Origin of the sequence: Kineococcus glutinatus, from assembly GCF_039542765.1 — a bacterium.
In the GTDB taxonomy this organism is placed as follows: domain Bacteria; phylum Actinomycetota; class Actinomycetes; order Actinomycetales; family Kineococcaceae; genus Kineococcus_A; species Kineococcus_A glutinatus.
This window is the reverse complement of record NZ_BAABIL010000170.1, coordinates 1-9717: the sequence shown is the minus strand read 5'-3', so window position 1 is coordinate 9717 and position 9717 is coordinate 1. Positions and strand designations below refer to the sequence as shown.

At 77.0% G+C, this 9717-nt stretch carries 7 protein-coding genes; 3 read left to right on the top strand and 4 right to left on the bottom strand.

Going from position 1 to position 9717, the window contains the following annotated elements:
- The coding region (locus ABEB16_RS07370) for a permease (protein WP_345711612.1) at positions 1 to 1070 on the top strand (1070 nt) is incomplete at its 5' end.
- Between the two features lie 36 nt (positions 1071 to 1106).
- On the opposite strand, the gene ABEB16_RS07365 is transcribed toward ABEB16_RS07370, so the two are convergent.
- The gene (locus ABEB16_RS07365) at positions 1107 to 4001 is read right to left on the bottom strand and encodes a putative bifunctional diguanylate cyclase/phosphodiesterase (protein ID WP_345711611.1); all 2895 of its coding nucleotides are present in this window, start codon (positions 3999 to 4001) and stop codon (positions 1107 to 1109) included.
- 174 nt (positions 4002 to 4175) lie between these two features.
- Between ABEB16_RS07365 and ABEB16_RS07360 the strand changes: the two genes are divergently transcribed.
- Positions 4176 to 6419 carry a diguanylate cyclase domain-containing protein gene (locus ABEB16_RS07360; RefSeq protein WP_345711610.1) on the top strand — a complete coding sequence of 748 codons (2244 nt, stop codon included), beginning with the start codon at positions 4176 to 4178 and terminating at the stop codon, positions 6417 to 6419.
- 4 nt (positions 6420 to 6423) lie between these two features.
- Here ABEB16_RS07360 and ABEB16_RS07355 read toward each other — a convergent pair whose 3' ends face one another.
- Complete coding sequence (locus ABEB16_RS07355) at positions 6424 to 7530, bottom strand: peptidase M42 (protein ID WP_425560128.1); 1107 nt, start codon at positions 7528 to 7530, stop codon at positions 6424 to 6426.
- 202 nt (positions 7531 to 7732) lie between these two features.
- On the opposite strand from ABEB16_RS07355, the gene ABEB16_RS07350 reads away from it, so the two are divergent.
- Positions 7733 to 8113 (top strand): ATP-binding protein, encoded by a 381-nt coding sequence (locus ABEB16_RS07350; protein WP_345711613.1) that lies wholly within the window; start codon positions 7733 to 7735, stop codon positions 8111 to 8113.
- Between the two features lie 9 nt (positions 8114 to 8122).
- Here the strand turns inward: ABEB16_RS07350 and ABEB16_RS07345 are convergent, their stop codons facing one another.
- Positions 8123 to 9145: a Gfo/Idh/MocA family oxidoreductase gene (locus ABEB16_RS07345; RefSeq protein WP_345711608.1), complete on the bottom strand. Its 1023-nt coding sequence runs from the start codon at positions 9143 to 9145 to the stop codon at positions 8123 to 8125.
- Positions 9146 to 9234: 89 nt separating this feature from the next.
- The coding region (locus ABEB16_RS07340) for an AMIN-like domain-containing (lipo)protein (RefSeq protein WP_345711607.1) at positions 9235 to 9717 on the bottom strand (483 nt) is incomplete at its 5' end.

The following is a 9717-nucleotide window of genomic DNA, read 5'->3' as shown; positions in this document are numbered from 1 at the left end:
ACCGGCTCGCGACGCTGCGGCTGCTGGGCGCGCCACCGCGGCTTGTGCGCGGCGTCGTCGGCGCCGAGCTCGCGGTGGTGGCCGCGGCGGGGGCGCTGGCCGGGGTCGTGCTCGCCGTGCTGCTGTCCCCCCTGGTGGGCGCGGTGCGCTTCCGCGGGGAGGCGGTGGGCGCCGACCGGTTGTGGCTGGGCGTGCCCGCGGTGCTCGCCGTCGTGGCGGCCGTCGTGGCGCTGGCGGCGCTCAGCGGCCTGCTGGGCCTGCGCCGGGTCGTCATCGAACCGCTCGGGGTGCGCGCCCGGCGGTCCCCGCCGCCGCAGCGGTGGGTGCGCGCGGGCGTCGGGGCGGGTGTCGTGCTCACGTGGGTGCTGGCCTGGCAGCTGGGTTCCACGACGCTGCGCAGCTCCCTGGCGCTGGTGGCGCTGCTGGGCGGGGGGATGGCCGCGTGCCTGGGCGTGCTGTCCCTGGTGGGGCCGTTCGCGGTGGCGCTGCTGGCGCGCCGCTCGCTGCGCCGGGCGGACACCCCGCAGCGGCTGCTGGCGGCCCGGTCGGTGCTCGACGACCCGCGGGCGGCGTGGCGGCAGGTGGCGGGGGTGGCCATGACGAGTTTCGTGGGCGTCGTGGCGGGCGTGGGGCTGGCCCTGGCCGGTTCCGCGGGGACCTCCGGTGGGGCGGACGCCGAGCTCGTCGCGGACGTCCGCACCGGGGTGCTGCTGACGCTGCTCATCTCCTTCGCCGTCGTGGCCTGCTCGGTGGGGGTGACGGCCGCCGCGGCGGTGCTGGACCGGCGCGACCTGTGGGTGGCGCTGGACCGGGTGGGGATGCCGCGGCCGACGATGGAGGCGGCGCGCACCCGGGCGGTGCTGGCCCCGCTGCGGCAGGTGGCGCTGGGCTCGGCGCTGCTGGGCGCGGTGGCGGTGCTGCCGGTCACCGGCGCGGCGCTGGTGCTGGACCCGCTGGCGGTGCTCGTCGTCGCGGTCTGCCTGGCCCTGGGCATCGCGCTGGTGGCGCTGGCGCTGCGCGCGACGCGGCCCGTGCTGACGGGGGTGCTCGCCGCGCCGGAGCGGGTGTGAACCGCGTTCGCGCCGAACCCCTCCCGCCGCGGCGGGTCAGACCGCCGAGCCGACCGGGACGGGCGGCGCCGCCGGCACCGGCGGCGCCGGTGGTGCGGGCAGCGCCGGCGGGACCGGCGCGGGACGGCCGAACAGGTAGCCCTGCACGAGCTCGCAGCCCGCCGCGCGCAGCGCCGCCAGCTGCTCGGGCGTCTCCACGCCCTCCGCGACGACCTCCACGCCGACCTCCCGGGCCAGCGCGACGATGCCACGCACCAGCGCCAGCGAGGCCGGGTCGTGCTCGACCCGCGCGGTGAAGCTGCGGTCCACCTTCACCTGGTCCACCGGCAGCCGCTGCAACCACGTGAGGGTGGAGTAGCCGGTGCCGAAGTCGTCCAGCGAGGTCCGCACCCCGAGGCGGCGCAGCTCCGCCAGCTTCTCCGCCAGCGCGGGCACGTCCACCAGGGAACGGCTCTCCACGACCTCCAGGTGCAGCCGGGCCGGTGCGACACCGCTGTCGGCCAGCGCGCTGCGGACGGTGGCGTGCAACCGCGGGTCCAGCAGCGTGCGGCTGGCCAGGTTCACCGCGACCGTCAGCTCCCCGCGCTCGTCCCGCGGCCAGGACGCCAGCGCGCGGCACGCGGCACCGAGGGACCACAGGTCCATCTCGACGACCACGCCGGTCTCCTCCGCCAGGGCCAGGAACGCCGACGGCGGCAGCATCCCCAGCCGCGGGTGCTCCCAGCGCACCAGCGCCTCCGCCCCCGCCACCCGGCAGCCCTCGCGCACCTCGACGACGGGCTGGAAGAACAACCGCAGCTGGCCGTTGCCGACGGCGGTGCGCAGCTCCGACTCCAGCGAGACCGAGCCCGCCTCGTCCGCCTCCCCCGCGTCCCCCGCCGGTCCCGCCGCCACGACGACCTGGTTGCGGCCGCGCTGCTTCGCCGCGTACATCGCCCCGTCGGCCGTGCGCAGCAGGTCGTCGGCGCGACCGTGCGGGCCGGTGTGCACGCCGGCACCGACGCTGGTCGTCACGTGCAGGTCGCGGCCCTCGACGCGGAAGGGCTCGGCGAAGCAGGAGACGATCCGCTGACCCAGCTCCCGGGCGGTGACCTCGTCGGCCACCCCCTCCAGCAGCACGGCGAACTCGTCACCGCTGAGGCGGCCGACCGTGTCACCGGTGCGCAGCACCCCGCGCAGCCGGGCGGCGACCTGCCGCAGCAGCTCGTCGCCGGCCGCGTGGCCGTGGACGTCGTTGACCTGCTTGAACTTGTCGAGGTCGCAGAACAGCACCGCCGTGCCCGTGCCCCACCCGGTGCCCAGCAGCGCCTGCTCCAGCCGCTCGGTGAACAGCACCCGGTTCGGCAGCGCCGTCAGCGCGTCGTGCTCGGACTGGTGGCGCACCCGCGCGAGCAGCTCGGTGTTCTGCAGCGCGGTGGCGGTGTACTCCGCGACGCCGCCGAGGCGGGCGAGGACCTCCCCGAGGTCCTGCGGCATCCGACCCGGCCGCCACGACGCGGTGGCCACGCCCAGCAGCCGCTCGTCGGCCAGCAGCGGCACGACGATGCAGCCCACCGCGCCGATGCGCTCCATGAGGGTGCCCAGCGGACCCGAGGCCTGCTCCTGGTGGATGACGATCGGTTCCTGCGCGGTGAGCAGCGCGACGAGCTCGGGGGTCTCGTCGGCGCGGATGAGCGCGGCGTCCCACACCTCCTGCTCCTCGGCCGTGAAACCCCGGCCGGCCACCGAGCGCAGCTGCCCCGACCCGGCGTCCCAGAACATCACCGCCGCGTGGTCGCACCCCACGAACCCCGGCACCGTCGAGGCGACGACGTCGGCCACGGTGTCCGCGTCGGAGGCGGCCCTCATCTCGTGCGCCAGCGCCAGCAGCACCGAGGCCCGCTCCTCCCCGCGCCTGCTGCCCTCCAGGGCCACCAGCAGGTCCAGGGCGGCCGCGGCGTGCTGCGCGTAGGCGCCGAGCAGGCTCCGCTCCTCGGCCGGGCCGCGCTGGCCGTCCGGGTAGACGGCCGCGAGGTGGCCGTGCGCACGGCGGCTGGAGGTGACGTCGACGACGACCGCGGACCCGCCGAGGGAACCACCGGCGAGCAGGGTGGCGGCCATCTCCGCCGCCCGCTGCGGCTCCAGGCCCGAGAAGTGCACCAGCGGCGCGCCGCCGTCGGGGTCGCGCACCGCGAACAGGTGGGCGGGGGCCAGCACCGCCGCCGCCGCCCGCTCGGTGATGCGCTGCAGCCCGGCGCTCAGGTCCTCCGCACCGGCCAGGTCGGCGGCGGCGGACTGCAGCGCCTCCAGCTGCCCGCGCAGGGCCGCGAGCTGCGGGTCCCGGCGGCGCCGGGCGTCGAACCACCGCCACGGCCAGCGGCCGCGGTTGGCCCACGTGACGTGGTAGACGCACGCCGGGGCGCCGTCGGACTCGCACTCCTCGTGCACCAGCGTCGCCGGGGGCAGGCCGAACATCTCCGGCACCATCACGATGAGCCCCTGCGCGTAGCGGCAGTCCAGGCGGGAGTGCCGGTAGCCCTCGTGCAGCCGGTAGCGCAGCGTCGCGTGGGTGGGGCCGGACTCCACGACCTCCATCGTCGAGGTGGTCGTGAACTTCGGCACCGCCCGCGGCAGGAACCGGTACACCTGCCGGGGCGAGCCGAACGCCTGCAGCGCCAGGACGAGGGAGTGGTTGAGCCCCGAGCGCAGCGCGGCCGCGCCCATCGCGAAGGTGCACCCGTCGTCGTCGAGGACGTCGACGGCGGCCTGCAGCAGCCGCACGCGCGTGTCGTAGCTCGACCAGTGCGCCTCGTCCAGCAGGTCCTCCAGGCGCTCGGTGGTGCCCGAGCGGCGCACCACCTCGGCCACGGCGTCCGGACCGCCCCGCTGGTGCACGTGGCGCAGCACGAGGCGCGTCGTCGTCCCCGACGTCTCCCGCCCTGCCGCTCCCACCGCGCATACCCCCGAAGTCCTGTGCACCGTCCGAGGAGGTGTCGGCAGCGGAGGGGGCGGGCTGAACGGTGCTCACCCGTCCGAGGGAGGTGACGCCCCGAAACCGTCGGGCACTCCTGCCCGGCCCCGCCTACGCTGCTCCCGCGAGGCGTCCGTGCGAGGAGGAGTGCGACCGTGCCGCTGGCTGCCGGGGGCGACGGGGTGGACGTCCGGCTCCACGCCGCCTACCAGCCCATCGTGGACCTGCGCAGCCGCGAGGTCGTGGCCGTCGAGGGCCTCATCCGAGGTGCGCGCGGCCCGGCGCTCGTCATGCCCACCGAGCTGTTCGCCCGGGCGGCCGGTCAGGGCGACGAGGCGGTGCGCAGGCTCGACGAGTCGTGCGTGCGGACCATCCTCACCACCGCGGCGGCGGCTGCGGCGCACGGCACCGTCTTCATCAACGTCGAACCGGTCACCCTGGCGGAGCTGTCGCGGCGCACGCTCGCGGAGCTCGCCTCCCTCGTCCCGGCGGGGGTGCGGGTCGTCGTGGAGGTGACCGAGCGGGACCTGCTGCGCGAGCCGGCGCGGCTGCTGGCGGGGGTCGACCGGGTGCGCGAGCTCGGCTGGGCCGTGGCGCTGGACGACGTGGGGGCCGAACCGGCGGCGCTGGCGCTGATGCCGTTCCTGCACCCCGACGTCATCAAGCTGGACCTGGCGCTGGTGCACGCCCGGCCGACGTCGCAGGTCGCCGCGATCGTCAACGCCGTCAACGCCGAGGCGCAGCGCTCGGGGGCCGTGGTGCTGGCGGAGGGCATCGAGACCCCGGAGCACGCCGACCGCGCCCTGGCCGTGGGCGCGGCGCTCGGGCAGGGCTGGCTCTTCGCCCGCGCCGAGCCCCGGCCGCCGTCCTGGGGCGGCGCGCGGATCCCCACCGGTGCGGAGCCCGCCCCGCCGCGGGAGGGGGCCTCGGCGTTCGAGCTGCTGGCCCGCACCCGCCCCGCCCAGCCCAGCACGGCGGCGCTGGTGGGCGCGGTGACCCGCCACGTCGAGCGGCAGGCGATGCTGCTGGACGACATGACGGTCGTGCTGGCGTGCTTCCAGCACGCCGACTTCCTCACCGACCGCACCCTGCGGCGGTACGAGGCGCTGGCGTCCGTGACGGCGCTCACCGCCGTGCTCGGGCCGGGGGTCCCGGCCGCGCCCTGCACCGGCGTGGAGGGCACCGCGCTGGCCCCGGACGACCCGCTGGGCCGGGACTGGGTGGTGGCGGTCACCTCACCGCACTTCGCGGTGGCCCTCGCCGCCCGCGACACGGGCGCACCGCGGCGGGAGGACCTCCCCGCGGGCGGCGAGGGGGGTGGTGGGCGGCGCATGGAGTACGTGCTGACCTACGACCGCGACGAGGCGCTGGCCGTGGCCCGGCTGCTGATGGGCAGGGTGCGCACGACGTCCACCGCCGCCCCGCCCGCGGCGGTGCCCCCCGACGACCCGGGCACCGCCGCCGGCACCGCCGCGGGCGGGCCCGCCCCGGCGCCCACCGCCGCGGCCGTGGTCCCCGGCGTGCCGCCCGGGCAGCTGCCCGACCTGCTGGCGCGCGCCATCGGGACCGCCGCCAACGGCATCACCATCGCCGACGCGCGGGAACCGGACATGCCGCTCGTCTACGTCAACCCCGCGTTCGAGCGCCTGACCGGGTATCGCAGCGCGGAGGTCCTGGGCACCAACTGCCGCTTCCTGCAGGGCCCCGGCACCGACCGCACGCAGGTCGCCACCATCGCGCGCCGGCTGCGGGCGGGGCGCTCGGTGCGGGTGACGCTGCTGAACCACCGCCGCGACGGCAGCCCCTTCTGGAACGAGATCAGCATCAGCCCGGTCGCCGACGCGCAGGGGCGCACCACCCACTTCATCGGCAACCAGGTCGACGTCACCGACCGGGTGGAGCGGGAGCAGCGCACCGCGTTCCTCGCCTACCACGACTCCCTCACCGGCCTGCCCAACCGGGCGCAGGCCCTGGAGCAGCTCGACCTGGAGCTGCGCCGCCGCACCCGCAGCGGGGCGGGCGTCGCCGTCCTGTTCTGCGACCTCGACGGGTTCAAGGAGGTCAACGACCGCTTCGGGCACTCCGCCGGCGACGAGGTCCTCGTCGCGGTCGCGCACCGGCTGCGCTCGGCGGTGCGCGGCGGCGACCTGCTGGCCCGCCTGGGCGGTGACGAGTTCCTCGTGCTGCTCACCGGCCTGCCCGCGGACGACGCCGGACCCGCCCGCCGGGTGGCCGGCAACCTGCACGCGGCGCTGGTGCCCCCGCTGGAGCTGGCGGGGACCACGGTGCGGATCACCACCAGCATCGGGGTGGCGCTCTGCCCGCGCGACGGCACCGACGCCACCGCGCTGCTGGACCACGCCGACGCCGACATGTACCGCACCAAGCGGCGGGTCTGAACCCTCACCCCACCGGCCGCACGAGGTACTCCGCGAGCAGCCGCGCGCAGTTGCCGATCGCACCGCGGTGCACGACCTCGTAGCCGTGGGTGCTGAGGGTCGGCAGGCACAGCAGGCCCGCCTGCGCGCACCGACCCTTCGCCTTGGACTGGGAGGCGTCGGACTCGAAGGCGTCGAACACCGCGGGCGCCGGCGACAGGCCCAGCCCGCGGCCGAGCCGGACGAGGTGGTCGGCCAGCGGCTTGTCGTACACCCCGGCGGCGTCGTGGTACCCGACGATCGGGTTCGCGTCGACGCGGGTGCCGTACTCCGCCTCGGCCGGGCCCACCTCCACGGCGAGCGCCACGTCGCCGGGCAGCTGCCCGGCGGCCCAGGAACCGCCGACCCCGCCGAGCTCCTCGCTCGTGGTGAGGACGAGGTACGCGTCCGCGGCCGGGCGCCGGCCCTGCTCCCGCAGCAGCCGGGCGGCGGCCAGGACGACGACGAGCGCGGCCCGGTCGTCGAGGAAGTAGCCGCCGAGGTGGTCGCCGAACTCCAGCAGGCCGCGCTTGCCGGCGTGCACGCAGACCCGGGTGCCGGGGTGCACGCCGGCGGCCGCCAGCTCCTGCGGGGTGCGGCCGGTGAAGACGTTCACGTGGTCCCAGTCGAGGGCGCGGTCGCCGCCCTCGGGTTTCGTCTCCCAGATGCGGGGGCTCTCCCGCGTGGTGTGCTCCGAGCCCAGCGACAGCACCCCGACGACCTCCTCCTCGTCGCCGAGCACCGCCACCGGCCCCAGCCCGAAGTTGCCCGGGTTCATCACCCCGAGCTGGGTGACGTGCAGGGAGCCGTCCTCCTCCACCCGCTTGACGATCATGGACAGCTCGTCCAGGTGCGCCATCACCCGCACCACCGGCGCCCCGGCGTCCTCCCCCCGCCCCCGCAGCAGCGCCACGACGTTGCCCGCCCGGTCCGTGCGCACCTCGTCGGCCAGGTCCGCCAGCTCGCGCAGGCACACCTCGCGGACGGCGTCCTCCTGCCCGCAGGGCCCGTAGGTGCGCAGCAGCTCCTGCAGCAGCCGCAGCTCCCGCCCGTCGTCCCGCTCGTCCTGCACCGCGGTCTCCTCCCCGGGCACCGTGCCCGTCCCCCGCGCTGTGCCCACCGCCGGCCCCCGCCACACCCGGCGCCGGTCGCACCGGACCCCGGCGACCCTCCCGCGGCGGCATGGGGGGCGACGTGGAGTGGCTAGTGGTTCACTGGGGGTTCCATCGGGGATCGCACGAGAGGACCGTCGCGCCAGCGCGGCAACCACCGGAGGTCGAGGGCCCTTGCTGCAGGTGGTCCTGCCGCCCCAGCCGCGGTCCGTCGCGGTCGCGCGCTGGCTGCTGACCGAGTGGTGCGCGCCCTGGGTGGGGCGGGGGGAGCTGGACGTCGAGCTGGTCGAGCGCGCCGAGCTCCTGGTCAGCGAGGTCGTCACCAACGGCGTCGTCCACGGCTCCGGCCTGGTGCGGATGGGCGCGCGGATCCGGCCGGGGTTCCTGCACGTCGAGGTCGCCGACGAGGGCGGCGGGATGCCGCTGGTGGGGGCGCAGCGCAGCGACGCCGAGCACGGGCGGGGGATGGCGATGGTGGAGATGCTCAGCTCCCGCTGGGGCACCGACCTCGGCGTGGGCCCGCTCGGCAAGACGGTGTGGTTCGAGCTGCGCCCGGAGGGCTGAGGGCGGCCGTCAGCGCGCCGCCACCGCCAGCGGTTCCACCCGCACCGGCGCCCCCTCCTCCAGCGAGCGCTGCAGCGCGTCGGCGACGGCGGAGGCGGCCACGGCGTCCTCGGGGGTGCACAGCTGCTCCCCGCCGGTGCCCGCGACGAGGTCGGCGAAGGCGGCGAGCTCGGCGCGGTAGGCGTCGGCGAAGCGCTCGGCGAACGTGGTGTGCGGGGTGCCGGCGGGGAAGGTGACGCCGGGCTCGGCCGAGCGCAGGGCGCTGCGCTCGTCGAGGCCGACGACGAGGCTGCCGCGCGAGCCCTGCAGCTCCAGCCGCACGTCGTGGCCGGCGCCGTTGTAGCGGGAGGCGCCGAGGGTGGCCAGGGTGCCGTCGTCGAGGACGAGCAGCGCGGCGGCGCTGTCCACGTCGCCGACCCCGCCGATGGCGGGGTCGCCGTTGTTGCTGCCGCGGGCGACGACCTCGACGACCTCGCGGCCGGTGAGCCAGCGGATGACGTCGACGTCGTGGACGCTGCAGTCGCGGAACAGCCCCCCGGAGGTGGCGATGAACGCCACCGGCGGCGGGGTCTGGTCGCACGTCACCGCCCGCAGGGCGTGCAGCCAGCCCAGCTCGCCGGCGTCGAGGGCGCGCTTGGCCTCGGCGTAGCCGCGGTCGAAGCGGCGCTGGTGGCCGACGCGCACCACGCCCCCGCGGGCGGCGACGTGCGCCAGCAGCGGCAGGGAGGACGCGACGTCCGGGGCGACGGGCTTCTCGCACAGCACGGGGATCCCGGCGTCGACGGCGGCCTCGACGAGCGCGGGGTGCTCGGCGGTGCCGGTGGCCACGACGAGCCCGTCGATCCCGGAGCGCAGCAGCTGCGCCCCGCCCGCGGCGACCTCGGCGCCGAGCCCGCCGGCCACCGCGCGAGCGCGCCCGGCGTCGACGTCGGCGAGGACGACGGAGGACACGCCGGGTGTGGTGACGGCGTTCGCCGCGTGCATGGCGCCGATGCGGCCGACCCCTGCGATGCCGATCCGGACTCCTGCCACGGTGTGCTCCTCCCGCTCGCCGGCCCACCGTTGGACCGGTCCAACAGCAACGGTGCCCCGCCCCGAGCCCAGCGGTCAAGACCCGTCGCTCACCAGCGGTGCGCCACGTCCACCACGAGCCGGGCCCGGTCGCCGGGTCCCTCGATCAGCACCGTCTCGAACGGCAGCCGCGCCCGGACCCCGAGGCCGAGCGTCGTCCACCCCTCGAAGCTGCCGCCCCAGCCCACCTGCCGGAAGGTGCCGAACCCGCCCACGTCGACCACCTCGGCGGGCGAGGGCGGCGTGAACGTCGCCGCGCCCGCGTCGTCGTAGGAGGGCGCGTGCACCACCACCTCCAGGAACGCCCCGCCCCGCAGCGGCACCGGGTCCCCCGAGCCGTCGGCGCGCACCTGCGGCACGTAGCGCACCGAGTAGCCGGCCAGCCGCCCCGCGACGTCCACCACGAGCCGGTCGAAGCAGGCGTGCCGCCCGGCGCGCACGCCCGTGACCACCCCGGTCGGGACCGCGATCTCGTCCGCCTCCGGCAGCGAGCCCCACACCTGCCCGCACCCCGGCGCCGCCGACGCCCGCGA